Below are 26,645 nucleotides of genomic sequence, written 5' to 3' on the forward strand. Positions count from 1 at the left end.
TCCCTCTCAAATGGCGGGGCCGCATCCTGCGGCCCCGTCACCGGTTCAACGAAAAGGCATCAGGCCATCATCCGGCCGAGCGCATGCGATTTCGTTGTCCCGATCTCTCAATCCCAATTCAGGCGGATCAATCATGAGCAGCTACACAATCGACGATCTCAGGAAGGATGTTGCCGAAGGGCGCATCGATACGGTTCTGGCCTGCCAGGTGGACATGCAGGGCCGGCTGATGGGCAAGCGCTTCCAGGCGGAATATTTCGTCGAGAGCGCCTGGAAGGAAACGCACAGCTGCAACTACCTGCAAGCGACCGATGTGGAGATGGAGACCGTCTCCGGTTACAAGGCGACGAGCTGGGAAAAGGGCTACGGCGACTACACCATGAAGCCGGATCTGGCGACGCTGCGCCGGATTCCCTGGCTCGACGGCACGGCGCTGGTGCTCTGCGACGTGCTCGACCATCATACGCATGAGGAGGTCGCCCATTCGCCGCGCGCGATCCTGAAGAAGCAGGTGAAGCGCCTCGAAGATATGGGCATGAAGGCCTATATGGCCTCCGAACTGGAATTCTTCCTGTTCGACCAGACCTACGAGGCGGCACAGGCGTCCGGCTACCGCAACCTCAAGCTCGCCAGCGCCTACAACGAGGACTACCACATCTTCCAGACCACCAAGGAGGAAGAGGTGATGCGGGCGATCCGCACCGGGCTGCAGGGCGCCGGCATCCCGGTCGAGAACTCCAAGGGTGAGGCTTCGGCCGGCCAGGAGGAGATCAATGTGCGCTACGCCGATGCGCTCGCCATGGCCGACCGGCATGCGATCATCAAGAACGGCTGCAAGGAAATCGCCTGGTCGAAGGGCAAGGCCATCACCTTCCTCGCCAAGTGGAACTACAATGCCGCTGGCAGTTCCTCGCATATCCACCAGTCGCTCTGGAGCCTGGAGGAAAAACCGCTATTCTTTGACCATACCGGGAAATACGGCATGTCACCGCTGATGCACAATTACATCGCCGGGCTTCTCGCCCATGCAAGCGAGATCACCTATTTCCTGGCGCCTTACATCAATTCCTACAAGCGCTTCATGGCCGGCACCTTCGCGCCGACCAAGGCGATCTGGAGCAAGGACAACCGTACCGCCGGCTATCGCCTCTGCGGCGAGGAGACCAAGGGAATCCGGATCGAATGCCGCGTCGGCGGCTCCGATCTCAATCCTTATCTCGCCTTCGCCGCGCTGCTTGCGGCCGGCATCGACGGGATCGAGAACAAGCTCGAACTCGAAGCCCCCTTCGTCGGCGACGCCTATGGCGGCAAGGACATTCGCGAAATCCCGCGCACGTTGCGCGCGGCGACGACCGAAATGACGGAATCGGCAATGCTGCGCAAAGCCTTCGGCGACGATGTGATCGATCATTACACCCGTGCTGCCGAATGGGAGCAGGAGGAATACGACCGCCGTATCACCGACTGGGAAGTGGCGCGCGGTTTCGAAAGAGCTTAATAGGCATTTCAGGGTTTGCCCCTCCCACTAACCCTCTCCCCCGTAAGAACGGGGAGCGGGGACTTGCCATCCGAGACGTTGCGGGGAACCGAGAGGTTGCGGCATATCCCCTTCGCCCCGTTTACGGGGAGAAGGTGCCGGCAGGCGGATGAGGGGCTGTCGCCCACCACATTTTGAATAATACGAGGACAGGAATCGATCATGGCAATGATCCAATGCATTTCACCGGTTGACGGTTCGGTCTATGCCGAGCGTCCGGCACTTTCGCTCGATGCCGCCAAAGACGTGGTGGCGCGTGCCCGCAAGGTGCAGAAGGCCTGGGCGAAACGGCCGCTCGAAGAGCGCGTGCAGTTGGTGCTGAAGGGTGCTGCGCGGCTGAACGAGATGTCCGACACCGTCGTGCCGGAGCTGGCCTGGCAGATGGGACGGCCGATCAAGTATGGCGGCGAATACAAGGGCTTCAACGAGCGTTCCAACTATGTCGCCTCGATCGCGGCGGATGCGCTGGCGCCTGTTGTCGTCGAGGAGAGTGAGCGTTTCGAGCGCCGCATCGAGCGCGAGGCGCATGGCGTCGTCTTCGTCGTCGCACCCTGGAACTATCCCTATATGACGGCGATCAACACGATCGCGCCGGCGCTGATGGCCGGCAATACGGTGGTGCTGAAACATGCCTCGCAGACGTTGCTGGTCGGCGAGCGGCTGGTGCAGGCCTTCATCGAGGCCGGCGTTCCCGAGGACGTCTTCCAGAACGTCTTCCTCGATCATGAGACGACCTCGGCGCTGATTGCCGCCGGCAGCTTCAACTTCGTCAACTTCACCGGATCGGTCGAGGGTGGACGGTCGATGGAACGGGCGGCCGCCGGCACCTTCACCGGCCTCGGCCTCGAACTTGGCGGCAAGGATCCGGGTTACGTCATGGAGGACGCCGATCTCGAGGCGGCCGTCGATACGCTGATGGACGGCGCGACCTACAATTCCGGCCAATGCTGCTGCGGCATCGAGCGCATCTATGTGCATGAATCGCTCTACGACGCCTTCGTCGAAAAATCGGTCGCCTGGGTGTCGAACTACAAGCTCGGCAATCCGCTCGATCCCGAGACGTCGCTCGGGCCGATGGCGCACAAGCGCTTCGCCAAGGTGGTGCGCGAGCAGATCGCCGACGCGGTTTCCAAGGGCGCCAAGGCGCTTGTCGATCCCAAGCTTTTCCCTCAGGATGACGGCGGCGCCTATCTCGCACCGCAGGTTCTCGTCAATGTCGACCATTCCATGGCCTTCATGCGCGAAGAGACTTTTGGCCCGGCGGTCGGCATCATGAAGGTGAAGAGCGACGAGGAGGCACTCGCTTTGATGAACGACAGCCAGTACGGGCTCACCGCCTCGCTCTGGACCAAGGATGTCGAGCGGGCGGCGCGGCTTGGCCGCGACATCGAAACCGGCACCGTTTTCATGAACCGCGCTGATTATCTCGATCCGGCGCTCTGCTGGACCGGCGTCAAGGAGACCGGCCGCGGCGGCTCGCTCTCGATCATCGGCTTCCAGAATCTGACGCGTCCGAAATCCTTCCATCTGAAGAAAGTCACAGCATGAGCAGCAGCAACATTACCGCAAACTGGAGCTATCCGACATCGGTCAAGCTCGGCCGGGGCCGCATCAAGGAACTGGCCGACGCCTGCAAGAGCCTCGGCATCAAGAAGCCGCTGCTCGTCACCGACCGCGGCCTTGCCTCGATGGCGATCACCAAGAACGCACTCGATATCCTCGAAGATGCCGGTCTCGGCCGGGCGATCTTTGCCGACGTCGATCCGAACCCGAACGAGAAGAACCTCGATGCCGGCGTCAAGGCCTTCAAGGATAGCGGCCATGACGGCGTCGTCGCCTTCGGCGGCGGTTCCGGTCTCGATCTCGGCAAGTGCGTCGCCTTCATGGCTGGCCAGACGCGGCCGGTCTGGGATTTCGAAGATATCGGCGACTGGTGGACGCGCGCGAGCCTCGAGGGCATCGCCCCGATCGTCGCGGTGCCGACGACGGCGGGCACCGGTTCGGAAGTGGGGCGCGCCAGCGTCATCACCAATTCCGAAACCCATGTGAAGAAGATCATCTTCCATCCGAAGTTCCTGCCCGGCGTCGTCATCTCCGACCCGGAACTGACGGTCGGCATGCCGAAGATCATCACCGCCGGCACCGGCATGGATGCCTTCGCCCATTGCCTCGAAGCCTATTCCTCGCCCTTCTATCACCCGATGTCGGCCGGCATCGCGCTGGAAGGCATGCGGCTCGTCAAGGAATTCCTGCCGCGCGCATATAGGGAAGGCACCGATCTCGAAGCCCGCGCCAACATGATGGCGGCTGCCGCCATGGGTGCGGTCGCTTTCCAGAAGGGACTCGGCGCCATCCATGCGCTGTCGCATCCGATCGGCGCCGTCTACAACACCCATCACGGCATGACCAATGCCGTTGTCATGCCGGCGGTACTGCGCTTCAACCGCAAGGCAATCGAGGAGAAGATCGGCCGCGCTGCCGCCTATCTCGGCATCTCAGGCGGTTTCGACGGCTTCTACGACTATGTGCTGAAGCTTCGTTCCGAACTCGGGGTGCCGGAAACGCTGTCGGCAATGGGAATCGCGGACGATCGCATCGACGAATTGTCGGCCATGGCGATCGAGGATCCGAGTGCAGGCGGCAATCCGGTGGCACTGACGCTCGAAAATACCAAGGCGCTTTTCAGGGATTGCTTCTGACGGCATAAGAGCGGACCTGCAAATTGGCCTGGAAGACCTCGGTTTTCCAGGCTTTTTCGTTCCGTCCGTATCCCCAATTTTAGGGATGTGAAAAATACCGGCTGCAATTTCGCCGCGCGTGTTTCGAATTTGTTAACCATGATTAGAAAGGATGGATTAACCGCACGATGCTCCGAGGGTGCGTAAAAGAGCGATTCCGGCTCGCACCATCTCCTTCCGAGGACCGAACATGCCTGTCATTACATTCGCAAACACCAAGGGCGGCGCCGGCAAGACGACCGCTGTCCTCCTGCTCGCAACCGAGCTTGCTCGCAAGGGCTATCGCGTCACCATTCTCGATGCCGATCCACAGCACTGGATTTCGCGCTGGCACGAAATATCGGGTCATGTGCCTAATGTTTCGGTGATCGATTTCGTGACCACCGCTTCGCTGCCGCAGCATATCAGCGAGAACAAGCACAATACCGACTATTTCATCGTCGACCTGCCGGGCGCCCGCAATCCGCTGCTCGCCACCGCCGTCGGTCTTTCCGACCACGTGCTGATCCCGATCCAGGGCTGTGCGATGGATGCGCGCGGCGGTGCGCAGGTGCTCGAACTGCTGCAGTATCTCGACGAGAAGGCGGGCATCAAGATCGGTCATTCGGTGGTGCTGACCCGCGTCAACTCGATGGTGACGACGCGGGCGCTGCAAGTCGTCAAGTCGCTGCTCAGCGAGCGGCACGTGCCGGTGCTGGACACGGCCATCATCGAACGCTCCGCCTTTCGCGACATCTTCGACTGTGGCGGCACGCTGCACACGATCGACCCGACGCGTGTCAGCAATCTCGACAAGGCGCGTGAAAACGCCACCTGTTTTGCCGAGGAAATGATGCGCAAGCTGCCTGTCAGGCTGACCGCATCGGCGCGGATGGCGACGGCGGCCTGACAGATCCGGCATCCTTAGACGAATGCGTCCGGTTCGCCCGCGACGCGTCTTTAGGCGCTTGCCGTGCGGCGGCCATCATTGAGAGAATGAGCCAGAAGGTCGGAAAGGCGCCTTTTGACTCCGGCCAATTCGTCCGACATGCGATTGCGTTGCCGCGGCAGGCCTATATCGACCACTTCCAGAATGCGTCCCGGCCAGGGGCGCATCACGACGACGCGGTCTGCCATAAACGCGGCCTCTTCGATGTCGTGCGTGACCAGCAGCATCGTCGTGGTATTCACGCGCCATAGATCGATCAGATGATCCTGGAGTTCGACACGCGTCATCGCATCGAGGGCCGAGAAGGGCTCGTCCAATAAAAGCACTGATGGTTTCGTCACGAGAGCGCGCGCCAAGGCCACGCGTTGCGCCTGCCCGCCGGATAGTTCCTTGATCCAGCGCTTCTCGTAGCCGGCAAGGCCGATCTTCTCCAGGGCTGCCGATACCTGCTTGTCGCGTTCGCCGCTTGCCAGATGACGCAGGCCGAAACCGATATTCTCGGCGACCGTCAACCAGGGAAAGAGCCGAGGCTCCTGGAAGACGAGGTTCACGAGGGCATCCGGCTCCGTCAGCCGCCGTCCCTCCAGGCTGATTTCGCCCTGGGTGGGTGCTTCCAGGCCCGACAACAGCCTCAGAAGAGTGCTCTTGCCGCAGCCCGACCCTCCAATGACTGCGATCAGCTCGCCCTTTCCGACGCTCAGGGAAAAATCCTGCAGCGCATGCGTTCCGTTGGGATAGATCTTCGATAGAGAACGGATATCGAGCATCAGATCCCGCTCGCATGGTTGTCGCGCCAGCGCAGAAACGGCGCGGTTGCAATCAGAAGCAGGCTGTCGGTCGCCTTGCCGACAATGGCAAAGATCAAGATGGCGGCGAGGATCTGATCCGGTTTCCCGAGCTGCTGCCCGTCCACCAGGAGATATCCCAGGCCCTCCGACGCGCCCATGAATTCCGCCGCGACGACGAACATCCAACCGAGACCCAAGCCGGCGCGCAGGGCAAGGATATAGTCGGGTAGAACTGCCGGCAGCAGGATCAGTCGAATGAGCTCGAACCCGGAAAGCCGGAAGACGCGGCCGACCTCGACGATGCGCCTGTCGACGCCGACGACGGCGCCATAGACCCCGAGATAGACTGGAAAGAAGACGCCGACGCCAATCAAGGCGACTTTGGAGGCTTCGAAAATGCCGAACCACAGGATGAACAGCGGCACCCAGGCAATAGACGGAATGGCTCTGAGGGCCTGCAGGCTCGGATCGAGCAGCCGTGCGAGCAATTTGGAGGAGCCGGTCAGCGCCCCGAGCACAGTTCCCGCCAGGGACCCGAAGGCAAAACCGATCGCCACTCTGCGCAGTGTCGCACCGACATGGGTAGCCAGATCGCCGGATGCGGCCAGTGCATAGACCGTATAGAGAATCTTCGAGGGCGGAGGCATCAAGCGGCCGCCGACGATCCCCGTGCGGACGAGGATCTCCCAGGCGGCAAACAATGCGAGTGGAAACACGATCCCGACGATCGGGTGATCGAAAGGCGAGACCCGGCGCTGCCGGATCTCCCTTTCCGTTTCGGTATTGCGCCATGATAGCGCGATGTCGACCAACGACATGGGAATGTGTTTCCTATCGCGTCATTGGCCGAGAGCGGCGGAGGCGAAGCTGGGATCGATCAGCGTGGAGACGACCTTTTTGACATCGACATCCGCCTTGATGACATCCGCCTTTTGCAGAGCAAGGCCTGCGGCTTCGATCGTCTCGCGCTGGGCATCGCCGATCACGGAATAGCCGAGGTTCGTGCGCTCCAGTTGGCGCTCAATCACGGTATCGGGCAGTTTGGTGGCGGCAACGAGGGCGGCTTTGAGCTTGGCCGGATCTTTCAGAGCCTCAGTGCGGGCCTTCTCGTAGGAGGCAAGCACGCGTTTGACGATGTCGGGATGCGCGGCGGCAAACTCCTCGCGCACGTTGAGAACGCCCCAGCTGTTGTTCTCCGGCTTGCGATAAAAGAGAACATCGCCATCTTCGATCTCGGCGGAGGCCATGATGGGATCGAGGCCCGCCCAGGCATCGACGTCACCGCGCTTCAGCGCAAGGCGGCCGTCCGCATGCTGCAGCAGAACAAGCGAAACATCCTTTTCGGTGAGGCCGGCATCGGCAAGCGCGCGTACCAGGAAAATATGCGGATCGGTGCCGCGCGTCACGGCGATGGACTTGCCCTTGAGGTCCTCGACCTTGGCAATGCCGGTATCCCTACGGGTGACGAGCGCGGTCCATTCCGGACGCGAATAGACGTAGATGGATTTGATCGGATTGCCGTTGACGCGGCCGATCAGTGCCGCCGCACCTGCCGTCGAGCCAAAGTCGAGGGAGCCGGCATTCAGGAATTCCAGGGCTTTGTTGGAGCCCGCGGACTGGACCCAGGTTATCTTGATCCCGTCCTTTTCGAATTCCTTTTCCAGGATGCTTTCATCCTTCAGAATGAGGCTGACCGGGTTGTAGGTTGCCCAGTCCACGCGAATTTCCGAGACATCGGCAGCCTGTGCCGTGCCGACTGCGACCAAACCCGCGAACACGCTCAAAGCCAAGCGAACAAACGATTTCATACGACCTCCTAAATGTCAGTAGATGAAATCTACAGATTTTATAGCTTTTGGCGCGCTTTCAGGTTCCAAACTTTGAAACGGGAGAGCAAATTTGAACTGCCGTCGCGGCCGCGGCTAGATTGTTGTGTCAAAAAGCGGAAGCAATAGCCTGGCCGCGCCAAGGTCAATCCCGTTCTGCGGTCAGTCGACGAACTCGACCGTCACGCCAGGCTTGACCATCTTGGCAAGCTCGGTTGCGTCCCAATTGGTCAGGCGGATGCAGCCGTGGCTCTGGGTGCGGCCGATCTTCGAGGGCTCGGGCGTGCCGTGGATGCCGTAGGTCGGCTTCGAAAGCGCCATCCAGACGGTGCCGACGGGGCCGTTCGGGCCGGGCGGAATGTTGAGGATCTTGTCGTTGGCGCCCTGCTGGAAATTGATCTTCGGATTATAGGTATAACCGGGATTGAGGGCGACACGCTCGACATTGACCAGGCCCGACGGAGAGGGAGTGTCGGTGGAGCCGATCGATGCCGGATAGGCGGCGAGGAGGTTGCCGGCGCCGTCATAGGCGAAGACCTGCTTGCGGCCCTTGTCGGCGATGATGCGGGCGACTTCACCGCTTTTCGGCTCGCCGGGATTAACGACCTTGATGACGGTGCCGGGCACGCTGAAATCGGCGCCGGCGTTCATCTCCTTGAGGAAGGCCTCGTCCATGTGGAAGCGCTCGGCCAGCATTTCGGTGGTCGAGGTATAGGCAAGCGACGGCAGCAGCGCCTTCTGCGAATAATCTTCCGGGATCTGGGCGACGAAGGGACCGGCGGCATCGGCCGGCGTGATCGTGTAGCTGACGACGGGCAGGCCGCCGTTCATGCGCAGCTCTTCCAGAATGGCATCGGTGTCGTTGGGATCGAGCTTCGACCCGGTCATCTGGTCATAGGCATAGATGCCCTTGGTGACGTTTGAGCCCATATGGCCGTCGATGACGCCGGGAGAGATGCCGGCGCGGTCGAGGAACACCTGCAGTGCGACGATCTCGGGCTTCGACTTGTTCTTCAGCGTGATGACGGGTTCGTCGGGTGCTGCCTTCGGCGCGTCGGCAGGCGGGATCTGCTGGTCGGGCTCGATCGAGGCGTAGTCGTCGTTCGGCTGCGGATTGCCGATGCTGTTGTCTTCGGGATAGGGCTGGTCGCCGAGCGGCTGGCGTTCGATCGCCGCATCGCGCGGAATGCCGCCGGTGACCGCACCGCGCTCGGAGTAACGGGTGTCGCCATAGGTGTTGTCGTCGGCATAATAGGGATCGTTGCCGTTCTGGTCGGCATAGACATCGCGCGGGCCGGGCCGCGGCGGATAGTAGCCGCGGGCGCGCATCTCGGTGGCGACGACGTTGCCGTAGTCGTCGATCAGCACGCGGTTGCCGCTGCGGTCGCGGGCGTAGATATAGCCGCGCGGGACATAGTCGAGGATTTCGCCGTTCGGCGTCACCAGCACGACATCGCTCTGGCGGCGGTCGCGGAACTGCTGCGCGCCTGCCTCCGGCGCTGCAGCCGCAATGGCCGCCAGCACGGCCGCAAGCGAAAATGCCGACTTCAAAAAGCGATTCACGTCTGAAAACCTCGAACAGTGACTGGCAGACACACACCTGCGAATTTTGACGCTAGTGTGGAATTTATGAAAGCGTGCTGAACAAAATATGAAAATCACTAAGATTTCCTTTTACTCATAAACGTTTGCGTCTCTGTGTCGGTTCCGCAAACTCCACACTTACGGCAAAAACACCAGATGGCGGCGGCGCTAATTGACGAAAGGCGGTGCGAAACCTAACGCTACGGCTGATATAAACTCTTGAGGAGATTGCGATGATCGAATTTGCCGCCGCAAGCGGGCCGCGCCTGATGCTCGATGAAACATCGGTGCTGGATATCGGCGGATGCATCATCGAAGGCATCGATATTGCGCCGAAGCGCGCCATTCCCGACGACGGCGATCCGCGAATCGATCATTCGCTCGAAGGCTTCCTCTTCACGTGCGGGCCGGATCATATCCGCCACCGCCAGCCGATCGCCGGCCGGGCCGACGGCCAGGTCTATCCGCTGCACGGATCGGCCTCCGGCCATGCGGCCAAGGTGCTGTGGACGAAATATGAAAACGGCAATGCCGAATGCCGCGCCGATATCGACATCGTGACCGTCGAGGGACTGCCCCAGCGCATCGAGCGGCTGTGGCGCATCGACGGGGCGACCGGCGAGGTGCGGCTCGAGGATCGGGTGGTCAATACCAGCGACCAGACGGTGCCGACTTTCCTGATGTATCACATCAACACCGGCGGCAAATGGCTGGACGAGGGCACGCGGCTCGAAGGCCGGATGCTGGAGAATGGCGGTTTCCCCTGGACATTCGGCGAAGAACCGGGCGGCATCTTCTGCTTGGCGGCCCCGGCAACGGACGAGGGCTTCGCGGAAATCCGCCTCGGGCCCATCGCCGCGATCGGCGGCAGGACGCTCAGCGTGCGCTTCCGCGCCGACACGCTGCCCTATCTGCAGGTGTGGCGGAACCAGAAGGCGCCGGCCCATATCATCGGCATCGAGCCGGTTTCGCATCGCTGGGTGTTGCGTGACGAGCTTCAGGCCGCCGGCGAGTTCAATCTGCTGGCGCCCGGCGAGAGCCGCAGCTATGCGCTGAGCTTTACCTTCCTGTGAGCGAAGTGTTGTTGACGCTGGCAGACCTCCGTCGTAGACCTTCAGCCCACGATTTTTGAGGAGACAAGACGATGGATATTCGCCAGATCGACGATGAATATTCGGTTTCGGGCCAGATCACGCTGGAGGAACTCGACGAGATCAAGGCGCTCGGGTTCAAATCGATCGTCTGCCACCGTCCCGACCACGAAAGCCCCGATCAGACGTCGTTCTCCGTCATCGAGGCGCGCGCTAGGGAGATCGGCCTCGAGATCGCCCATGTGCCTGTCGGACCGATGGGCGTGACCGAGGAAGCGGTGCAGGGCATGGTCGATGCGCTCGACGAATTCCCGCGGCCGATGCTCGGCTATTGCCGCTCCGGCGCCCGCTCGACGGCGATCTATCAGAAGACCCACCATATCCGCAGCTAGGCTCCGTTCCGGCTGCCGATTTCCGGCGCTGCGTCGCAGCGCCATCCCCTTCCATTCACTCAGGAGACTATGATGAGCATTAAGCGTATCGACGTCGGCGCGCGCATGAGCGGCGCCGTCATTCACGGCAACACGGTCTATCTCGCAGGCCAGGTCGGCGAGGGCGAAAGTGTTACCGATCAGTGCAAGTCTGCACTTGCCGAAGTCGACCGCCTGCTGGCTGCATCTGGCAGCAACAAGTCGAAGATCCTGCAGACGATCGTCTATCTCTCCGACATCGCCTATTTCGCCGAAATGAACGCCGCCTGGGAAGCCTGGATCGATCCGGCCAATCCGCCGGCGCGCGCCACCAGCGAAGCCAAGCTCGCAGCGCCGAAATACAAGGTCGAGTTCATCGTCACCGCCGCGATCGACTAAAAACGTTTTAAATTGGTTGAAGCCGGTGAGTTCAATTCACGAACTCACCGGCTTTTTGTTTGCGCGATTTCGGACAGCGTGCGTGTCGGCGTGATCGCTTCCGGATCGAGTTTGACTTCGATGATTGCGGGCTTGCCGCTGGCGCGCGCCCGCTCGAAGGCCGGGGCGAATTCTTCCGTCCTTTCCACCGTTTCGCCATGGCCGCCATAGGCGCGGGCAAGGGCGGCGAAATCGGGGTTGGTCAGATCGGTGCTGCTGACGCGGCCGGGATATTCACGCTCCTGGTGCATGCGGATGGTGCCGTAGATGCCGTTGTTGACGACCACCGCGATGATCGGCAGGCCGTAGCGGATGGCGGTGGCGAATTCCTGGCCGTGCATCAGGAAACAGCCGTCGCCGGCAAAGCAGATGACCTCGCGCTCGGGAAACAGCCGCTTGGCGGCGACGGCGGCCGGCAGCCCGTAACCCATCGAGCCGGAGGTGGGGGCCGCCTGGGTGTTGAAGCGGCGGAAGCGATGGAAGCGGTGTACCCAGGTGGCATAGTTGCCGGCGCCGTTGGTGAAGATCGCGTCCTGCCCGGTATTGGCCTCCAGCCACTCCATGATCGGCCCCATATGGACGGTGCCCGGACCTGTCGAAGGCGGCTTCGACCAGGTGAGATAGGCCTGGTGCATGCGTTCCGTGCGCTCCGCCCAATGCGGCTCGGCCGGCGCTTCCAGATCGGCGAGCGCTTCAACGAAATCGGCGGCTGCGGCGCAGATCGCAAGATCCGGGCGGTAGATACGGCCGAGTTCGGACGCATCGGGATAGACGTGGACCAGCGATTGCTGGGGGTAGGGGATATCAATCAGCGTATAGGACGAGGAGGGCATTTCCGACATGCGGGCGCCGAGCAGGATCAGCAGGTCGCTCTCCTTGATCTCCTTTGCCAGCGCCGGATTGATGCCGATGCCGACATCGCCGGCATAACAGGGATGCAGATGATCGAACAGCATCTGCCGGCGGAACGAGCAGCCGACCGGCAATTTGAAACGTTCGGCGAAAACTGCAAAATCGGCGACGGCATCGGCATCCCAGCGCGTGCCGCCGAGGATCACCATCGGCCGCTCGGCTTTGAGGAGGCGCAGATAGAAATCGTCGATCTGGCTGCGGCCGGGGTGGGCTTCCACGCCGACATAGCGCTTGGCGCGGGGCGCCTCGACTTCGTCGCGCAGCATGTCTTCCGGCAGGGTCAGCACCACGGGGCCGGGGCGGCCGGAGGTTGCGATCGCAAAGGCGCGGGTGACGAACTCGGGAATGCGGGCGGCATCGTCGATCTCGCCCACCCATTTGGCGAATTCGGTAAAGGCGCGGCGGAATTCGACCTCCTGGAACGCCTCGCGCTCGCGTGCTTCGCGCTGCACTTGGCCGATGAACAGGATCATCGGGATCGAATCCTGCTTTGATATATGCAGGCCGGCGGAAGCATTGGTGGCGCCGGGGCCGCGGGTGACCATGCAGATGCCGGGTTCGCCGGTCAGTCTGCCCCAGCAATCCGCCATCATCGCCGCCCCGCCCTCCTGGCGGCAGACGAGGACGTCGATATCGCTGTCGCGCAACGCGTCGAGAACGGCGAGGAAACTCTCGCCGGGCACGCAGGAAAGACGCTTGACGCCATTCGCCTTCAACGCCTCGACGATCAGTTCTCCGCCGGTTTTCTTCATGACAATGCCTTCTTCATGACGACGCCTTCCTCTCGCGCTCGGCGAGTTCCGCCAGAATTTCTTGCCTGTGCTCGCCGAGACGCGGGCTCGGCCTGCTGTAACGCAGCGGCGTCTCCGAGAGCACCACCGGCGTCCTGACTCCGGGGATGACGGTGCCGGCGGCATCCGCAAGGTCGATCTGCAGGCCGCGGGCCTCAATCTGCGGATCGGCGAACATCTCCTCGATCGTATTGATCGGCCCTGATGGAACCGCGTTTTCTTCGCAGGCCTTCAAGAGATCCGCCTTCTGCCACTTCAGCGTTTCGGTGGAGATGAGGCGGCGGACTTCGCCGCGATTGGCGACGCGGGCCTTGTTGGTGGCGAAACGCTCATCGCCTGCGACCGTCTCCAGACCGAGGATGATGCAGAGGCGGCGGAACTGGCCGTCGTTTCCGACCGCAAGAATGAGATAACCGTCCGCCACCGGCACGACCTCATAGGGAGATATATTCGGGTGGGCGTTGCCGAGACGGGTCGGTGCGGCGCCGGAGACGAGGTAATTCATGTTCTGATTGGCGAGCACGGCCGATTGCACGTCGAGCAGCGCCATGTCGACGAGCTGGCCTTCGCCTGACTTGAGCGCGTGGATCAGCGCGGCTTCGATCGCCGAGACGGCATAGATGCCGGTGAAGATATCGGCGATCGCGACGCCTGCCTTCATCGGCTGGCCGTCCGGCTCGCCGGTGATCGACATGAAGCCGGACATGCCCTGGACGATGTAATCATAGCCGGCGAGGCCGGCATAGGGGCCGGTCTGGCCGAAGCCGGTGATCGAGCAATAGACGAGCTTCGGGTTCAGCTTGCGCAGGCTGTCGTAATCGAGCCCGTATTTGACGAGGCCGCCGAGCTTGAAGTTCTCGATCACCACATCGGCTGACGCAACAAGGCGGCGGACGAGATCCTGGCCTTCGGGGCTCTTCAGGTCGGCGGTAATGGAGCGTTTGCCGCGATTGGCGGCGTGATAATAGGCGGCCGAGAGATTTTCGCCATCGGCACCTTCGACGAAGGGCGGCCCCCATTGGCGGGTATCGTCGCCGCCGTCGGGATTTTCGACCTTGATGACGTCGGCGCCGAGATCGGCGAGCATCTGTCCCGCCCAGGGACCGGCGAGCACGCGGGCAAGCTCGATCACCCGGATACCGGCAAGCGGCGGCTTTTTCGTCGCGGTCTCTGTCATGTTCCTCCCGGCAATGTCTACGGCGCCAGCGTCACCTCAGATGTATCGGATACAGGCTTTGAAGCAAAGCGGCGCTCGCGCCAGAGGATGTAGAAACCCGACGCCACGATGATCGTGATGCCGAGCCATTTGAGCGCATCCGGAAAGTCGCCGAAAACAAGCCAGGCGAAGATCGTCGCCGAGACGATCTCGAAATATTGCAGCGGCGCCAGCGTCGAGGCGGGTGCGGCGCGAAAGGCATAGACGCCGAAGATGCCCGCGATCGCGGCCATGGCGCCGACGCCGGCGACGTAGAACCAGGCGCTCCCCACGGGCATGACGGGGTCGAAGAGATCGGAGCCGCTGCCGTCGCCGATAAAAAGCAGGATGGCACAGAAGAGCAGACCCCAGATGCCCATCTGGAACTGCATCGACCAGGGGTCTTCCCTATGCGAGAGAACGCGGGTCATCAGCACGAAGATCGCAATGCAGAGCGCGCTGACGACGGGCAGGAGCGCGATGTAGCCGACCTCCTCGAAACTCGGCTGGATGATCAGCATCGCCCCGAAGAAGCCAACGCCGCAGGCGGTATAACGCCGCCAGCCGATGGTCTCCTTGAGGAAAATGCCGCCGAGGATCGTCACCATGATCGGCTCGATGAAGAAGATCGCAATCGCGTCGGCAACCGCCATGTATTTCAGCGTGGTGACGAAAGCGATCATCGAGATGGTGATGATGGCGCCGCGGATCGCATGGAACAGGCTCTGGCGCCAGGAGAAATCGGTAAAGCTGCGCCGCCATATCACGATCGGCAGCATGCAGAGCGCCTGCACGATGAAGCGGCCGGCGGCAACCTCGGCGGAAGGGACGGTGACGACGGCAAGCTTGGCGAAAATATCGATGAGCGGCGAGAACATCACCGAAAGAAACATCAGCGCAAGCCCCGTCGTCACCTCGGAGGTGGACGAAGCGGGGCGGGCGGAGGTGCTGCTCATGATGGGATCTCTCTGGCTCAGGATCTTGCGGCAGCCTGGTCGCACCAGTCCGCGAAGGCTGCGATCGCCGCGTCGGCGCCGATCTCGTTCAGCGTTTCGTGCCGCATGTCCTGATATATCTGCGTGCTGATACAAGAGAAGCCTTGGGCTTTCAAATGGTTTGACAGCCAGAGGATGGCTTTTCCACGCTCTGTGGCCGGATCTTCTGCGCCGCCGACCAGGTGGATCGGCATATTACGCGGTAGCCGGTCGAGATGGGATTTCTGCGGCGCGCGAAACGTCAGTTCGAAGAGATCGAGCCAGAGCGACACCGAAGCATCGAAGCCGCAGAGCGGATCGGCGACATATTTGTCGACTTCACCGGGAAGGCGCGACAGCCAGTCGAACTCGGTGCGGCGGCCCGGGATCGATTTTCCCCAGGCACCGAAGGTCAGCTTCGGCAACAGACCGCTCGGCACGTCGGAGCCCTTCAGCATGCGCTCGGCAAGCAGGATTGCCTGGGCGGCGCGGCCGGCAAGGCCGACGGCGAAATTCGAATTCCAGACGGCGACGGCATCGAAATCGGCCGGCGCCGTGACGGATGCATTGAGGGCGATCAGGCCGCCCATCGAATGGCCGAAGAGGATCACCGGCAGGCCGGGATGGCGGGCGGCGGCATGGCCGCGCATGGCAAGGACGTCACCGATCACTTTTTCGACGCCATCGCGCCGGGCGAAACGGCCGATCGGCGCGTCGGCTGCCCTGGTCTCGCCGTGCCCGCGGTGATCATGGGCATAGACGTGATAGCCGCGCCCCGCCATCGTCTCGGCAAAGGCGCGATAGCGTTTCGAATGTTCGGCAAGACCGTGCGATATCAACAGGATGCCTCGTGCCGCGCCTGTGGCCTCGGCATGGTGATAGGCGAGCGACGCCCCGGGCACGGCGAGCCTCTGCGTTTCAGAAAACATGTGGGTCCTCCTTGCCGCAACAGACCAGATCACCGCCTAAAAGCAAATATTGGTTCCGGGGTTATCCGATAACAAATTGCATTGCTGTTGCGATTCAGGGTTGCGGGCTTTCGATCTTCGTGCTTATTTGTTCCTGTATTGTTCTTTTTTTGGGGGTTGAAATGAGCAGCATGCAGTTGCGTACCTTGACGTTCGCCGTATCGATGGTTCTTGCCGGCGCCGCCGTGGCGCAGGAGGCCGGCGGGCGCACCCGTTTTATTCTTGCGGCAAGCTGGCAGCCGGCCTTTTGCCAGACGAACCAGAAGAAGGCCGAATGCGCCAGCCAGACCGGCGAGCGCCCCGATGCGACGAATTTTTCGCTGCACGGGCTCTGGCCGATGCGGCAGGATTATTGCGGCGTGAGCGCCGAGCAGAAGGCCGCCGACAAGGACGGCAACTGGAACACATTGCCGGAGGTCACGCTTTCGGCCGAGACGAAGGCGGCGCTCGCAAAAGCCATGCCCGGCACGCAATCCGGCCTGGAACGGCATGAATGGACAAAGCACGGCACCTGCACGAAAATGAGCGCCGAAGACTATTTCGGCGTCGGCGTGCATCTTCTGGGCGCCCTCAACACCTCGGCCGTGCGCGATCTCTTTGCTGCCAATATCGGCAAGCCTGTTAAAGCCGAGGCGATCAAGGCGGCTTTCGACAAGAGCTTCGGGCCGGGTGCCGGCGACCGCGTCAAGATGAGCTGCCGGCGGGCCGGTAATGTCAAGATGGTCAGCGGGTTGACAATCGGGCTTTCGGAGGCCGCCGGGGCGGCGTCGGCGAAAAGTGCCGGCCTTGCCGATCTGATCCAGGGGGCGGGAAAAACCTCCTTCGGCTGCGACGAGGGCGTCGTCGACGCTGCGGGCTTTTGACCGGAAATCCTGAGTAAACCGGGTTTCGGCGTTGCCCGCTGGCGCTGTTTCGCCTACATAGCGGCACGATCGAAGTTTCCCGCCCGGAGCAGCGCAGCATGGCACGTCAGTTCATCTATCATATGTCCGGCCTCAACAAGGCCTATGGCAACAAGAAGATCCTGGAGAATATCCACCTCTCCTTCTACCCCGATGCCAAGATCGGTATCCTCGGACCGAATGGCGCCGGTAAATCCACCGTGCTGCGCATCATTGCCGGACAAGACAAGGAATATACCGGCGAAGCCTGGCTCGCCGAAGGAGCGACGGTCGGCTACCTCGAGCAGGAGCCGCACCTCGATCCCAACAAGACGGTGTTCGAGAACGTCATGGAAGGCGTTGCCTCGAAGACGGCCGTGCTCGAGCGCTACAATGAATTGATGATGAACTATTCCGACGAGACGGCGGAAGAGGGAGCGAAGCTCCAGGACATCATCGACAGCCAGAACCTCTGGGATCTGGAAAGCCAGGTCGAGATGGCGATGGAAGCCTTGCGCTGCCCGCCGCGCGACGCCGATGTCACCAGCCTGTCCGGCGGTGAGCGCCGCCGGATCGCGCTCTGCCGCTTGCTGCTGTCGCAGCCGGACCTGCTGCTGCTCGATGAACCGACCAACCATCTGGACGCCGAGACGATTGCCTGGCTCGAAAAGCATCTGCGCGACTATCCGGGCGCCGTGATGATGATCACCCACGATCGCTATTTCCTCGACAACGTCACCGGATGGATCCTCGAACTCGACCGCGGCCGTGGCATTCCTTACGAAGGCAACTACTCGGCTTACTTGCTCGCCAAGGCCAAGCGCATGCAGCAGGAAAACCGGGAAGAGGCAGGTCGCCAGAAGGCGATCAGCCGCGAACAGGAATGGATCGCTTCCAGCCCAAAGGCCCGCCAGGCAAAATCCAAGGCGCGTATCAAGTCCTACGAGCAGCTGGTGGAGGCCGCCGAGAAGCAGCGTCCCGGCGACGCGCAGATCATCATCCCGGTCAGCGAGCGCCTGGGGCAGGTGGTCATCGAGATGGAAGGCATCACCAAGGGCTTCGAGGGCCGCACGCTGATCAACGACCTGTCGATCAAGCTGCCGCCGGGCGGCATCGTCGGCATCATCGGCCCGAACGGCGCCGGCAAGACGACGCTGTTCCGCATGATCACCGGCCAGGAAAAGCCGGACGCGGGATCCGTCCGCATCGGTGAGACGGTCCATCTCGGTTATGTCGACCAGAGCCGCGACGCTCTTGACGGCAGCAAGACCGTCTGGGAGGAAATCTCAGGCGGCGCTGAGGTCATCAAGCTCGGCAAGTTCGATATGAACTCCAGGGCCTATTGCGGTGCCTTCAACTTCAAGGGCGGCGATCAGCAGCAGAAGGTCGGCAATCTCTCGGGCGGCCAGCGCAACCGCGTTCACCTTGCCAAGATGCTGAAGGCCGGCGGCAACGTTCTGCTGCTCGACGAACCGACCAACGACCTCGATACGGAAACGCTGGGTGCGCTGGAAAGCGCGCTGGAAGCGTTTGCCGGCTGCGCCATCATCATCAGCCACGATCGCATGTTCCTCGACCGTCTGGCGACGCACATTCTCGCTTTCGAAGGCGAGGGCCATGTGGAATGGTTCGAAGGCAACTTCGAGGATTATGAACAGGACAAGGTCCGCCGCCTTGGCCCTGATGCCCTCAACCCGGGCAGCCAGGCGCACAAACGCCTGACACGCTGATCGCATCTACTGTCGCGTTGAAAAAGCCCCGGTTCGGCCGGGGCTTTTTCACGTCTGCGCTGTCGCAATTTGAGCAGGCAATTTCGCGGAAGTGCGAATTGCCGCTTGTCACCGCAATCCAAATCACATAAAGATATCTTTATATCTTGATTGGATCGAAGATGAGCGAACCCTTGAAGCTTGGACTGGATGCGCTGGTGGACGTCTTGAAGGCGGCCGGCGAGCCCACGCGCCTGCGTCTTCTGGCTCTTCTCGACGGCGGCGACCTGACGGTGACCGATCTTACCGAAATTCTCGGCCAATCCCAGCCCCGCATCTCCCGCCACCTGAAGCTGCTTGGCGAGGCCGAGTTGATCGAACGCTATCAGGAGGGGGCCTGGGCCTATTTCCGCCTCAAGCAGGACGGCAAGGCGGCCATGCTGGTGCGGGCATTGCTGAAGCATGTCTCCGAGAACGATCCGACCATTCTTCGCGACGGCGAGCGGCTGTCGGCGGTCAAGCGCCAGCGGGCCGAGCGGGCGCAGGCCTATTTCAGCCGCAACGCGGCCGAATGGGACGAGCTTCGCCGCCTGCACGCGGCCGATGAGGAAGTCGACGCCGCGGTCATCCGGCTGCTCGGCAGCCAGCCTATCGATTCGCTGCTCGATCTCGGCACCGGCACCGGCCGTATCCTCGAGCTGCTGTCCGGGCTCTATCGGCGGGCGATCGGTGTCGATGCCAGCCGCGACATGCTGAGCGTGGCGCGCGCCAATCTCGACAAATCCCGCATCACCAAGGCCACCGTGCGCCACGCCGATATCCTGAACCTACCGTTCGAGGGCCAGGATTTCGACCTGGTGACGATCCATCAGGTGCTGCATTTCTTCGACCAGCCGGAGATTGCGATCGCGGAAGCGGCGCGCATGCTGCGGCCGGGCGGCCGGCTCGTGGTCATCGACCTTGCGCCGCACACGCTCGAATATCTCCGCGACGAGCATGCGCATGTCCGTCTCGGTTTTTCGCACCAGGCGATATCCGACTGGCTGCACAGGGCCGGGCTCGACGTCGAGCAGGTCGTTGATCTTCATCCGGGTCAGCCAAGCGGGCAGGGGTTGACGGTCACCGTCTGGCTCGCACGCGATCCGAGGCGCCTCATGGCTTCGCAGACAAGCGAAGGCGCCGAACCTACATTTGCCGGGAGAGTATGACATGGCTTTGAATAACGAGGTACGCGGCCGCAACATCGGGATTTCCTTCGAATTCTTCCCGCCGAAATCGGAGGAGATGGAAGGGCAGCTCTGGGATACCGTCAGCAAGCTGCAGGACTGGGATCCGGATTTCGTGTCGGTGACCTATGGCGCCGGTGGCACCACCAAGGCGCCGACGCTCACCGCCGTTACACGTTTCCTGTCGCAGACGCCGCTTGCCACCGCCTCGCACCTGACCTGCGTCGGCGCGACGAAGGACGAGACGCATCAGATGATCGAGACCTTCCGCAAGGTCGGCGTGACGCATTTCGTGGCGCTGCGCGGCGATGCGCCCGGCGGCGCCGGCGCCCCCTATCAGCCGCACCCTGGCGGCTACGCCAATGCGGCGGAGCTGGTGGCCGGCCTCAAGGAGATCGGAAATTTTGAGATCTCGGTTTCCGCCTATCCGGAAAAACACCCGGAAAGCCGTGATACGGCTGCCGATATCGAGATGCTGAAGCGCAAGGCCGACAATGGCGCCGACCGGGCGTTGACGCAGTTCTTCTTCGACAACGACAATTTCGAGCGTTACCTGGAGCGGGTGCGCTCTGCCGGCATCTCGATCCCGATTGTGCCCGGCATCATGCCGATCCAGAATCTGACGCAACTGAAGCGTTTCGCAGGCGCCTGCGGCACCATCATCCCGGCCTTCCTGGATGAGCGCTTCGCCGGCTTCGACGACAAGCCCGAGGAGCGGGCGAAGGTCGCGGCCGACGTTGCCGCCGAGCAGATCGAGGATCTCGTCCGGCGCGGCCTTAACGAGTTCCATCTTTATACGATGAACCGCGCGCCGCTGGTTTCCGCCGTCCTCGACAATCTCGGCCTCTCCCGCCGGGCGGCAAAAAGTGCGGGCGCCGCTGCCTGATCCTTGCAGAGTTGAAAAGTGAAAAGCGCATGTCGGGCGGGACATGCGCTTTTTCATTGGCGGATTGATCAGGGGAGTTCAGGTACTACCAGTCATTCCGTCTTCGTGTCGCCCGGCTCAGATGAAGAGCATGGACAAGACGAAAGCAAACGCTGCACTGACCAACAGAACATTCAAGGATTGCGTGAGTCCCATGTCTGTCTCCTCGCGTTAACCGGCCAATAATATGTCTGAAATATGTCGGTTGGGAAGAAGATTCGATGCTGCGCTGCAGAAGAGTGCGGTGGATAAGCCTAACGGGGTTTCGGCAAGCTTTTGAAATAAAACGATTATATTCCGCAAATTTTTGTTCACAGATTTTAACATGCCGTTAAATCCGGCGACTGCGCATTTACCTATGCGCCCAAACATGGCGAGCCCGCAACCGGTTGAAATTATAGGGAATCCGCAACTGGCCTTCAGGCGGTGCGGATCAACAGACGATAGATACGGCCGTCAAGAATGACCAGGCCGAAACCGATCAGCGCCATACCGATCAATTCGCCGAGTGCGAGCCTTTCGCCGAGGAAAAGCGCGCCGAGAAGGATGGCGCTCGGCGGCACCAGCAGGGTGACGAGCGAGGCGTTGGTGGCGCCGGCGGCCGCCATGATGCGGAAATAGAGGATGTAGCCGAAGGCGGTCGACAGCAGTGCCAGCGCCAGAATGGCAAGCACGACATCGAGCGGCGGTGCGGGAAGCGTCCAGGGGCGATCTGACAGCAGCGACAGCGGCAGCGCAATCAGCGAGGAAGCGGTCAGCTGGCCGGCAGCAGTGACCGGGGCGGGAACATTTTTGAAACGTTTGCCGTAAGTGGCAACGAAACCATAAGAAATGGCGGCAAGCACCGGCAGAAGCAGCGCCCAGAGCGGCGCCTCGCCACCGGCCGAGATCCCAGGTCCGATCAGCACGATCGTTCCGGCCAGACCAACAAGGCAGCCGCCGATCTTTGCTGAGGACAGCTTCTCGTCGGAGGTGAAATAATTGGCGATGAGCACGGTCCAGATCGGCGTCGTCGCATTCAGGATTGCCGCAAGGCCAGCGCCGATGCGGGTTTGGCCGAAGAAAATCAGCGCATGCGGCAGGGCATTGTTGATGAGGCCGAGGATGAGGAATTCGCGCCAGCGGGCCCTGAGGATCGAATAGAAGTCGAAACGACCGGCGATATAGATATGCAGCGCCAGCGCTGCGAGCAGCAGCCTGAAAAAGACGAGGGTCAGCGGCGGCACGTGCTGGACGGCGATACGGGCAAAGAAGAAGGAGCCGCCCCAGATCAGGCCGAGCAGGACCAGCAGGCCCCAGGTCCAGGCATTCATTCTGCTGTCCACGCCCTTCCCTCCACCGCAAGCCGCATGCTCGCCGTATCGTCTTGTCGAAACCGGCGTCGGCTCTTGATCCCTATGTTGAGGGCAGGCGGCTAGTCAGCGCCACCCGTTTCTTGCGAAGCGGGCAGCGGCGAGGTGTCGGCAGGGATCAGAGGGCGTTGAGAAGGGCAGGCGTCGCCCAGCCGTCGGCCGGAATGCCGAGGCGCTGTTGTTCCTTCTGGATCGCGACGCGTGTGCCGGAGCCGAGGATGCCGTCGATCTCGCCGACATCATGGCCAAGCGACTGCAGCTTGGTCTGCAGCGCCTTCATCTGGTCGCTGACAAGCCCTTGTTCCGGCTCGCCCTTGAGATAGGTGGGGGCGCCGGAAAGGCGCGTCCCGAAATAGGCGGCCGATGTCGTGTAGATGAACGACTTGTTCCATTCGAGGTAGATCTTGAAATTGGGATAAGCGATGAAGGCCGGTCCCATGCGGCCTTGCGGCAGGACCAGGTCGCCTTCGAGGTCGCCGAAGGCGGTATTGCCGTCGCGCGGCTTGACGCCGAGCGCGAACCATTCGCCGGCCTTCATCGTACCGCCGAGGCCGGATTTCTCCCAGGGCAGGTTATCGGGCAGGGTCACTTCCTGCAGCCAGGGCTGACCGCGCTCGAAGCCGAGATGCTGGATGAATTTCGCTGCCGTCAGGATGGCGTCCGGGCCGCTCTGCTTCAGGCGGACATGGCCGTCGCCATCGCCGTCCATGCCATAAGCGACGATGTCGCGCGGCAGCATCTGCACCTGGCCGATTTCGCCGGCCCAGGCGCCGGTGTTGGTGGCGGGGTCGAGGTCGCCGTGCTGAACCATTTCGACGAGAGCGATCAGCTGCGGGCGGAAGAGTTCCGGGCGGCGGCAGTCATGCGACAGCGTGACCAGAGCATTGCGGGTGTTGAAATCGCCCTGAACGGCGCCGAAATCGGTTTCCATCGCCCAGAAGGCGGTGATGACGCCTGATGGAACGCCGAATTCCTGCTCGGCGCGGGCGAAGACGTCGGCATATTGCTTCATCTTCTGGCGGCCGATGTCGAGGCGGGCCTGGCTGACGGTGCGCTGGGAGAATTCGAGGAAGGTCTGCTTGAAGACGCCCTGGGCGCGATCCCGGCTCAGCACCTTGGGGTCGATCTCGGCGCCGGCGAAGGCCTCGTCGGCGGCTGCCGCACTGGCGCCGGCTGCAATCGCATCTTTCTTGACGCCTGCGAGGAAGGCGGAAAGATCGCCGCCGCAAGGCGCCGCCGGGGCTGTGTCCGGCGCCTGCTGGGCGGCTGCGCCGCCGGCCAGCGCGAGGGCAAACAGAAGGGCGAGTGCAGAGCGGCTTGCGAGCGAGCGGTGCATGGATGCGGTCCTTATATCAAACAGATAACCGTCGCTTTCACAGAGGAATGTGACGGAAGCAAGAAACATTGAAAGACGTTACTAAGAATTTCTATCCTTGGAAACGGCGGCGACCCAGTTGTTCCAGTTCTTTGCGCTGCCGGCAAAGACATTGATATCCGTGGGACCGCTGATGCCGGGAATGACGCCGGTCGAGGTATATTGCCAGAAGGCCCAGCGGCGGTCGGAATAGGTCACTTCGGGGTGTTTTGCTACCGAACGGACCCAGAAATGATAATCCTGGAAGTAGCCGGCGAGATTGTCGCGATGGAAGTCGACCGACGTGTAGATGATCGGGCGCTTGCCGTAATAGGCCTCCAGCCGGTCCATGAAACGCTGCATTTCGGCGCGCACCGTTGCCGGATCGGGACGATAGCGGCAGGTCTTCGATTCGGCGTTCCATTCGACGTCGAGCACCGGCGGCAGGCGCATGGCCTCCTTCGGCACGTTGCTGATGAACCAGTCCGCCTGCTGATCGGCCGAAGAGCAGAAATAATAAAAGTGATAGGGGGCGTGCGGGATGCCGGCGGCGCGGGCTTCGCGCCAGTATTCGTCGAAGCGCGGATCGACCCGGTCCTTGCCCTCGGTCGCCTTGATGAAGGCGAAGGCGACACCGGAATTCTTGACCGCGGCCCAGTCGATATCGCCCTGCCACTTGGAGATGTCGATGCCGTGGACCTGGTTCTGCTGCGGATGCTTGGGGCCGAAATCCTGCGGATCGGTGTCCTTGAAGCGTGTTTTCGGCTTGATCGATGCCGTTTCGAGATAGTCATGACCGGAGGAGGTGCAGCCGGCCAGCATGATGGCCAGGGGCAAAACGCAAAACAAAAGCCGGCGCATGGGCGTCCCGTCGTAACTCGAATGATCTTTTTGCCCCACAGCTTGACCTTCGGAAATGACGAGTCAGCAGAGGATAACCCTCTTTTCACCATATCAATGTAAAAAATCGGTTAGTTTCAAGCGAATTATGAGCGCTTGCTGATAATGGCCGCCCGCCAGGCATAACCGCCGCCGACGGTATCGAACAACAATCTCGCGTTGTTTTCATGGGCTTGCGCCTCCAGAACCTCGCGCAGATCGGGGCGCGGGGTGACGTGGAATTTCGCAAGCCAGGACTGCAGCATGCGCCGGAACCAGCCAGGCAGTCCTTCCTGCTGGCCGAAATCGACGATGTGCAGCTGGCCGCCGGGATTGAGTGCGGCGATCGATGCATCGACGGCCCGCTCCCAGTCCGGGATCATCGACAGGGCGTAGGAAATCAGGATGCGGTCGAAGCCGCTGACGCCGAATTCGCGCGGCGTGAACGCCGTGGCGTCGGCGACGCGGAAGTCCGGGATCGTCGCCTTGGTGGCGAAGGTCTTGCGCGCCGAAATCAGCATCTCCTGCGAAATGTCGAGACCGAACAGCTTGGCGGCCGGGAAATGCCGGTGGGCGAAAGCCATGTTGCGGCCGGTGCCGCAGCCGACTTCGAGCAGGGTGCCGCCTTCGGGCACGTCGAGATTGCGGATCGTGCTGTCGCGGCCTAGAAGGTAATATTTGCGGGTCAGGTCGTAGATGTGACGTTGGTAGCGGTACATGCCATCCATCAGGCTGGCATGTTCGTCGCTCTTTCCTGCCGTCTCGGCGCCGACCTTGCTCACGCCTTCTTCCCGTAAATGTGGAAGCCGCCGTAGATCGCCGAGCGATCGAGCGCCGTCAGTTCACATGACTTCTCCTCGAAGTAATCCCACTGGTCGCGGATCGAAGGAGACAGGCGGCCTTCGATGATGCTCTTTTCGGCGGCGGTGCGGAAGATCACGCGGGCGCCTTCGCGCGCCGTGCGGGTGATTTCCCGCCAGACATCGTTCAGCTGCTCGTCCGTCATCCAGTCCTGCGCGTCGAGCAGGATGTAGCGGTCGCGCGAGGCAGCCGGCTCGCGGGCGAGCAACTCGGTGAAGCTTGCGTGATGGACGTTGACGCGGTCGACATTGGCGCGGATCACTTCATAGTGCTCCGACTTCAGATAGGTCGGCAGCGGGCCTTCCTCTTCGGTGCCGTAGCGGCGGCCGAAGGCCTGCCAGGCGAAATAATTGTCGCGCATCGGGAAATGACAGGCGAGCTTTTCCAGGCGATGCTTCAGCACCGGCGCAATCGAATGATCGTCGGCGAGGCTCGCGAGCTCGTCATATTGCTGCGGCGGAATGCCGAGGCCGAACAGCGAGCTCTTGCGGCCGGTGATCCAGCGCACGACCGGCTTTTCGAACAGCGGCGCGATCTGCTCTTCGAAGAACTGGCGCTGCTCGCGGATCGAGCGGGTCTTGGTCATCTCGCGCAGCTTGACGCCATGCAGGCGGGCAAGAAGGTGGGCTGCACCGATGAAGCGGCCAAGCAGGCCGGTTTCATAGATGTTGCGGTCGAAGACCGTGACGCGGCGGCGACCGAACTTGCGGCCGTTCCAATAGCTGCGGGTCGCCTCATCGAGCTTGGCGGAGAGATGCTGGTCATAGGCGCGGCTGTTCGACTTCTCGTTCGGCATCGCCAGGAAGCGGACGAGATCGGCATGGCCGGGGAGGTGCTTGAAGGCGGCAAGCTTCAGGCGGTTCAGCGCGATGTGGTGCGGGTTGAGATCGACGACGTCGATCGAGGCCGGCGCTTTGGAAAGATAGGCGAGCATGTTGCAGCCGCCGGAGCCGATGGTGACGATGCGATGGTTCGGCTTCAGCTCCATCGCCTGCATGTCGAGATCCGGATCCTCCCAGATCTGCGGATAGACGAGGCCGGAGAAGAGAAGGCCGAAGAGGCGCTCGGAAAAGCCGTCCTTCGAAAAAGCCTTGTGGCGGAGAAGGGCGTCCTTGAGTTTCCGGTTCTTGCGGAAGCCGGCATCCGGTGCAAATTCTGACATGAGTCTGTCACCTTTTTAGCGTTCAGGGCGTGTAGCGCGCCACTGCTACAGTTTGATGACGTGGGCTGTGGGTGGGGTTCTCCAGAGGGATCGCCCTCTTGGGAAAGTGATCGCAG

24 protein-coding genes are annotated in these 26,645 nt (G+C 61.8%); 11 read left to right on the forward strand and 13 right to left on the reverse strand.

Annotation, left to right across the window (positions count from 1 at the left end; translation table 11 throughout):
• Positions 1-133: 133 nt before the first annotated feature.
• The 4 genes from CO667_RS24335 to CO667_RS24350 all read left to right on the forward strand — a co-directional run bounded on the left by CO667_RS24335 (position 134) and on the right by CO667_RS24350 (position 5,164).
• Entirely contained in the window at positions 134-1,498 is a 1,365-nt protein-coding gene (locus CO667_RS24335) for a glutamine synthetase family protein (RefSeq protein ID WP_097620857.1), read from the forward strand.
• A 201-nt stretch (positions 1,499-1,699) separates the two neighbouring features.
• Entirely contained in the window at positions 1,700-3,085 is a 1,386-nt protein-coding gene (locus CO667_RS24340; protein WP_097620858.1) for an aldehyde dehydrogenase family protein, read from the forward strand.
• Entirely contained in the window at positions 3,082-4,236 is a 1,155-nt protein-coding gene (locus CO667_RS24345) for an iron-containing alcohol dehydrogenase (protein WP_097620859.1), read from the forward strand. The genes CO667_RS24340 and CO667_RS24345 overlap by 4 nt, the downstream gene beginning before the upstream one ends.
• 229 nt (positions 4,237-4,465) lie before the next feature.
• The gene (locus CO667_RS24350; protein WP_097620860.1) at positions 4,466-5,164 is read left to right on the forward strand and encodes a ParA family protein; all 699 of its coding nucleotides are present in this window, start codon (positions 4,466-4,468) and stop codon (positions 5,162-5,164) included.
• 50 nt (positions 5,165-5,214) lie between these two features.
• On the opposite strand, the gene CO667_RS24355 is transcribed toward CO667_RS24350, so the two are convergent.
• The 4 genes from CO667_RS24355 to CO667_RS24370 form a co-directional block, all read right to left on the reverse strand.
• The gene (locus tag CO667_RS24355) at positions 5,215-5,970 is read right to left on the reverse strand and encodes an ABC transporter ATP-binding protein (protein ID WP_097620861.1); all 756 of its coding nucleotides are present in this window, start codon (positions 5,968-5,970) and stop codon (positions 5,215-5,217) included.
• On the reverse strand, positions 5,970-6,809 hold the full coding sequence (locus tag CO667_RS24360) for an ABC transporter permease (protein WP_097620862.1): 840 nt from the start codon (positions 6,807-6,809) through the stop codon (positions 5,970-5,972). Before CO667_RS24360 ends, CO667_RS24355 begins: the two co-directional genes overlap by 1 nt.
• Before the next feature lie 21 nt (positions 6,810-6,830).
• Positions 6,831-7,799, reverse strand: a complete 969-nt coding sequence (locus tag CO667_RS24365) for an aliphatic sulfonate ABC transporter substrate-binding protein (RefSeq protein ID WP_097620863.1) — start codon at positions 7,797-7,799, stop codon at positions 6,831-6,833.
• Between the two features lie 180 nt (positions 7,800-7,979).
• Positions 7,980-9,380, reverse strand: a complete 1,401-nt coding sequence (locus CO667_RS24370) for a L,D-transpeptidase (RefSeq protein WP_097620864.1) — start codon at positions 9,378-9,380, stop codon at positions 7,980-7,982.
• A 254-nt stretch (positions 9,381-9,634) separates the two neighbouring features.
• Here CO667_RS24370 and CO667_RS24375 point away from each other — a divergent pair, with 254 nt between their 5' ends.
• From CO667_RS24375 to CO667_RS24385, 3 genes are all read left to right on the forward strand, one after another.
• A complete protein-coding gene (locus CO667_RS24375) occupies positions 9,635-10,474 on the forward strand; it encodes a DUF4432 family protein (protein WP_097620865.1) in 840 nt (279 codons plus the stop codon).
• A 71-nt stretch (positions 10,475-10,545) separates the two neighbouring features.
• Positions 10,546-10,884 carry a TIGR01244 family sulfur transferase gene (locus CO667_RS24380; protein WP_097620866.1) on the forward strand — a complete coding sequence of 113 codons (339 nt, stop codon included), beginning with the start codon at positions 10,546-10,548 and terminating at the stop codon, positions 10,882-10,884.
• A gap of 72 nt (positions 10,885-10,956) precedes the next feature.
• Positions 10,957-11,301, forward strand: a complete 345-nt coding sequence (locus CO667_RS24385; protein ID WP_097620867.1) for a RidA family protein — start codon at positions 10,957-10,959, stop codon at positions 11,299-11,301.
• Positions 11,302-11,345: 44 nt separating this feature from the next.
• Here the strand turns inward: CO667_RS24385 and CO667_RS24390 are convergent, their stop codons facing one another.
• Genes CO667_RS24390 through CO667_RS24405 form a run of 4 tightly spaced genes read right to left on the reverse strand, consistent with a single transcriptional unit; the run spans position 11,346 to position 16,141 of the window.
• Complete coding sequence (locus tag CO667_RS24390; RefSeq protein WP_097620868.1) at positions 11,346-13,004, reverse strand: thiamine pyrophosphate-binding protein; 1,659 nt, start codon at positions 13,002-13,004, stop codon at positions 11,346-11,348.
• 13 nt (positions 13,005-13,017) lie between these two features.
• The gene (locus tag CO667_RS24395) at positions 13,018-14,220 is read right to left on the reverse strand and encodes a CaiB/BaiF CoA-transferase family protein (protein ID WP_097620869.1); all 1,203 of its coding nucleotides are present in this window, start codon (positions 14,218-14,220) and stop codon (positions 13,018-13,020) included.
• A 17-nt stretch (positions 14,221-14,237) separates the two neighbouring features.
• Positions 14,238-15,194, reverse strand: coding sequence for a DMT family transporter (locus CO667_RS24400; protein ID WP_097620870.1), 957 nt, complete (start codon positions 15,192-15,194; stop codon positions 14,238-14,240).
• A gap of 17 nt (positions 15,195-15,211) precedes the next feature.
• Complete coding sequence (locus tag CO667_RS24405) at positions 15,212-16,141, reverse strand: alpha/beta hydrolase (RefSeq protein WP_097620871.1); 930 nt, start codon at positions 16,139-16,141, stop codon at positions 15,212-15,214.
• Positions 16,142-16,302: 161 nt separating this feature from the next.
• On the opposite strand from CO667_RS24405, the gene CO667_RS24410 reads away from it, so the two are divergent.
• From CO667_RS24410 to metF, 4 genes are all read left to right on the forward strand, one after another.
• Positions 16,303-17,043: a ribonuclease gene (locus CO667_RS24410; protein ID WP_097620872.1), complete on the forward strand. Its 741-nt coding sequence runs from the start codon at positions 16,303-16,305 to the stop codon at positions 17,041-17,043.
• Between the two features lie 98 nt (positions 17,044-17,141).
• Entirely contained in the window at positions 17,142-18,791 is a 1,650-nt protein-coding gene (ettA, locus tag CO667_RS24415) for an energy-dependent translational throttle protein EttA (RefSeq protein ID WP_097620873.1), read from the forward strand.
• A 161-nt stretch (positions 18,792-18,952) separates the two neighbouring features.
• Entirely contained in the window at positions 18,953-19,978 is a 1,026-nt protein-coding gene (locus CO667_RS24420; protein WP_097620874.1) for a metalloregulator ArsR/SmtB family transcription factor, read from the forward strand.
• A 1-nt stretch (position 19,979) separates the two neighbouring features.
• Entirely contained in the window at positions 19,980-20,882 is a 903-nt protein-coding gene (metF, locus tag CO667_RS24425; protein ID WP_097620875.1) for a methylenetetrahydrofolate reductase [NAD(P)H], read from the forward strand.
• A 458-nt stretch (positions 20,883-21,340) separates the two neighbouring features.
• Here metF and CO667_RS24430 read toward each other — a convergent pair whose 3' ends face one another.
• From CO667_RS24430 to CO667_RS24450, 5 genes are all read right to left on the reverse strand, one after another.
• Positions 21,341-22,246, reverse strand: coding sequence for a DMT family transporter (locus CO667_RS24430; RefSeq protein ID WP_097620876.1), 906 nt, complete (start codon positions 22,244-22,246; stop codon positions 21,341-21,343).
• 145 nt (positions 22,247-22,391) lie between these two features.
• Positions 22,392-23,609 (reverse strand): lytic murein transglycosylase, encoded by a 1,218-nt coding sequence (locus CO667_RS24435; protein ID WP_097620933.1) that lies wholly within the window; start codon positions 23,607-23,609, stop codon positions 22,392-22,394.
• Positions 23,610-23,690: 81 nt separating this feature from the next.
• Entirely contained in the window at positions 23,691-24,488 is a 798-nt protein-coding gene (locus CO667_RS24440) for a GH25 family lysozyme (protein WP_097620877.1), read from the reverse strand.
• A 125-nt stretch (positions 24,489-24,613) separates the two neighbouring features.
• Positions 24,614-25,288 carry a class I SAM-dependent methyltransferase gene (locus CO667_RS24445; RefSeq protein WP_097620878.1) on the reverse strand — a complete coding sequence of 225 codons (675 nt, stop codon included), beginning with the start codon at positions 25,286-25,288 and terminating at the stop codon, positions 24,614-24,616.
• Entirely contained in the window at positions 25,285-26,529 is a 1,245-nt protein-coding gene (locus CO667_RS24450; protein ID WP_097620879.1) for a DUF3419 family protein, read from the reverse strand. The genes CO667_RS24445 and CO667_RS24450 overlap by 4 nt, the downstream gene beginning before the upstream one ends.
• Between the last annotated feature and the right edge of the window lie 116 nt (positions 26,530-26,645).

The organism is Rhizobium sp. L43 (assembly GCF_002531725.1).
Lineage (GTDB): Bacteria > Pseudomonadota > Alphaproteobacteria > Rhizobiales > Rhizobiaceae > Rhizobium.

Excerpts from the sequence above, each read along its gene's own strand:
- CO667_RS24335 (WP_097620857.1), top strand. The coding sequence starts at position 134 with ATGAGCAGCTACACAATCGACGATCTCAGGAAGGATGTTGCCGAAGGG.
- CO667_RS24340 (WP_097620858.1), top strand. The coding sequence starts at position 1,700 with ATGGCAATGATCCAATGCATTTCACCGGTTGACGGTTCGGTCTATGCC.
- CO667_RS24345 (WP_097620859.1), top strand. The coding sequence starts at position 3,082 with ATGAGCAGCAGCAACATTACCGCAAACTGGAGCTATCCGACATCGGTC.
- CO667_RS24350 (WP_097620860.1), top strand. The coding sequence starts at position 4,466 with ATGCCTGTCATTACATTCGCAAACACCAAGGGCGGCGCCGGCAAGACG.
- CO667_RS24355 (WP_097620861.1), bottom strand. The coding sequence starts at position 5,970 with ATGCTCGATATCCGTTCTCTATCGAAGATCTATCCCAACGGAACGCAT.
- CO667_RS24360 (WP_097620862.1), bottom strand. The coding sequence starts at position 6,809 with ATGTCGTTGGTCGACATCGCGCTATCATGGCGCAATACCGAAACGGAA.
- CO667_RS24365 (WP_097620863.1), bottom strand. The coding sequence starts at position 7,799 with ATGAAATCGTTTGTTCGCTTGGCTTTGAGCGTGTTCGCGGGTTTGGTC.
- CO667_RS24375 (WP_097620865.1), top strand. The coding sequence starts at position 9,635 with ATGATCGAATTTGCCGCCGCAAGCGGGCCGCGCCTGATGCTCGATGAA.
- CO667_RS24380 (WP_097620866.1), top strand. The coding sequence starts at position 10,546 with ATGGATATTCGCCAGATCGACGATGAATATTCGGTTTCGGGCCAGATC.
- CO667_RS24385 (WP_097620867.1), top strand. The coding sequence starts at position 10,957 with ATGAGCATTAAGCGTATCGACGTCGGCGCGCGCATGAGCGGCGCCGTC.
- CO667_RS24390 (WP_097620868.1), bottom strand. The coding sequence starts at position 13,004 with ATGAAGAAAACCGGCGGAGAACTGATCGTCGAGGCGTTGAAGGCGAAT.
- CO667_RS24395 (WP_097620869.1), bottom strand. The coding sequence starts at position 14,220 with ATGACAGAGACCGCGACGAAAAAGCCGCCGCTTGCCGGTATCCGGGTG.
- CO667_RS24400 (WP_097620870.1), bottom strand. The coding sequence starts at position 15,194 with ATGAGCAGCACCTCCGCCCGCCCCGCTTCGTCCACCTCCGAGGTGACG.
- CO667_RS24405 (WP_097620871.1), bottom strand. The coding sequence starts at position 16,141 with ATGTTTTCTGAAACGCAGAGGCTCGCCGTGCCCGGGGCGTCGCTCGCC.
- CO667_RS24410 (WP_097620872.1), top strand. The coding sequence starts at position 16,303 with ATGAGCAGCATGCAGTTGCGTACCTTGACGTTCGCCGTATCGATGGTT.
- ettA (WP_097620873.1), top strand. The coding sequence starts at position 17,142 with ATGGCACGTCAGTTCATCTATCATATGTCCGGCCTCAACAAGGCCTAT.
- CO667_RS24420 (WP_097620874.1), top strand. The coding sequence starts at position 18,953 with ATGAGCGAACCCTTGAAGCTTGGACTGGATGCGCTGGTGGACGTCTTG.
- metF (WP_097620875.1), top strand. The coding sequence starts at position 19,980 with ATGGCTTTGAATAACGAGGTACGCGGCCGCAACATCGGGATTTCCTTC.
- CO667_RS24435 (WP_097620933.1), bottom strand. The coding sequence starts at position 23,609 with ATGCACCGCTCGCTCGCAAGCCGCTCTGCACTCGCCCTTCTGTTTGCC.
- CO667_RS24440 (WP_097620877.1), bottom strand. The coding sequence starts at position 24,488 with ATGCGCCGGCTTTTGTTTTGCGTTTTGCCCCTGGCCATCATGCTGGCC.
- CO667_RS24450 (WP_097620879.1), bottom strand. The coding sequence starts at position 26,529 with ATGTCAGAATTTGCACCGGATGCCGGCTTCCGCAAGAACCGGAAACTC.